The following is a 1891-nucleotide window of genomic DNA, read 5'->3' as shown; positions in this document are numbered from 1 at the left end:
TCGCGCGCTTGGCAGATGCTCTGGTGAAATTGCAAATTTGCTCATATCTTGCTCCTTTCGGGAAAGGCACCCGCTATCCGCCTGGTAAATCCTGGCATCCGAAGCGCCGCGATCAGAGCAGTAGACCCAAAGAATATGATTTTGAGGTCGCTGGAAAACGCCAATCTGCGCATTCCGTCCGCTTCGAGATAGCGGCAGCTCAAATTGTCCAGATGCGTGAACAGCCCGAGCAAATCCCAGCCCGATAACAGCAGGAAAAAGCACAGCGGCAGGCCGAGCGCCATCAATACCGAGCTGATCGCGAATAGCGATGTTTCCACCATGATGTGGCAAGAGGTTTGAAAAACTGCTTTAGTGGGAACGGAGCGCGATTGCAGCGCCGGTCCTTGCTTGTCCCAAGGGAAAGATAAGAATCAAACAGCGTATCGGTTTTGTCAGGCATTGTGCTTGCCCTTCCGATTGTCGGCGCCAACACCGGACACGCGGGCGATCGCCTGTGCCAGAGAAGCACCCGCTTCCTGCTCAGCCTCGATCGCAGCATAAACATCGGGCGAAGAAGAATAGATGCAGGCGGAATAGGGATCGAGAACTAGCCGACCAACTGCTTCGCTATCCGGGCCTTTGATAAAGACCTCGCTATATTCCTCGCCCGAACGTTTTAAACTGCGGATCAGCGTTTCGGTGCGATCATCCATGTCGAGGCGGTCGTTCTTGCGGAAATCTGCAATGGTTTCCGGTTTTTGCTGTAGCACCAGCATCCAGTCGCTATTTTCGAGCGCTGCGGTTGCGCCATCGGATTTGTAATAATCATTGAGTGACTGCGTGGCGGTGGCCAGCGCGCCGCCATATTTGCGCGCCGTTCGCGCGTAGGTCTCAACAAACTCGCCCATCGAACCGCCTTTGAGCAAAGACCATGCTTCATCGATCAGAAGCAGTTTTTGGTGCTGCGCGGGCTTTGGGTCATCGCCTGGCTGGTCATGAACATGATTGCGCACAAAATGACCGATCTTAGCTCTTCGCGCGTTGCCAGATCAGACATTTCAAATACGGTAAAATCATCATCGAGTGCGATACTGGCTTGGCCTTCGAAAAAGCCGCCATAGCTACCGCCGCTCATATAGGGACCGATGGCAACGCCCAGATCATCCGCGACAGGATTGGAAATGGCTGCGAACGCCGCTGCTACGTCATTGATGGTTCCGCCGCTGCCAAGCGCTTCCCAAACTGTAGTGACTGCCTGATCGATCAGACCGCGTTCGGTATCGGTAAGCCGGTCGCTGTGCCGCGCCATTTGGCCGACAATCGCTTTGATCATCGCGATGCAGTCGAGTTTATAATCATCGTCTTCGGCAGCGCGCACATCGTCAATCATCGAGAATGGATTGAGCGAGAAACCGGATTTGAGCGTAAACTCTACAAAACGACCGCCCTGTAATTTAACCGAATGTTCGAACGAGCGCCCGTCGTCAATCACAACAACTTTCGCGCCTGCACCGCGCAGGCTCGCGCACATTTCCTGGAGCAGCACCGATTTTCCGGAACCGGATTTTCCGCAGATCGCGACATTATGATTGCCGGCGTCATTTTCAAATGGCGACCAGTAAAATGGCTGCCCGCGCCTGCCGACCAGCAGCAGATGTGGCAATGGCCCGCCCAGAAACTCGCCCTGCAATGGCGCAATATGGGCCGCGCTGGTCGACAGCATGGTTTTGAGGCGCTTTAAACGTTTGAGATCATGGGCAAGACCATCCGCCAGCGTCATGGGCATGGCCGCGATCAGCCCGTGGAGCTGGAGAAAGCGCTCATCGGCCAAATCCCAACCAGCAGCCTTGTAGATAGCCTTGATCGAGCGTTCATGTGCATCGCCGAGGCCGAGTGGCGAATAGCTGGT

Annotated in this window: 1 protein-coding gene and 1 pseudogene; one reads left to right on the top strand and one right to left on the bottom strand. The window is 54.9% G+C overall.

The genetic code is table 11. The features are described from left to right. A partial coding sequence (locus C8024_RS20590) for a hypothetical protein (protein ID WP_217272341.1) occupies positions 1 to 248 on the top strand: 248 nt, incomplete at its 5' end. A 186-nt stretch (positions 249 to 434) separates the two neighbouring features. On the opposite strand, the pseudogene C8024_RS19570 reads toward C8024_RS20590, so the two are convergent. After that, a pseudogene (locus C8024_RS19570) lies at positions 435 to 1891 on the bottom strand (DUF5934 domain-containing protein); the annotation flags it as partial.

This window comes from Sphingopyxis sp. BSNA05 (genome assembly GCF_013265645.1).
Lineage (GTDB): Bacteria > Pseudomonadota > Alphaproteobacteria > Sphingomonadales > Sphingomonadaceae > Parasphingorhabdus.
Note: the sequence above shows the minus strand (reverse complement) of the source record. Positions and strands in the feature narration are given on the sequence as shown.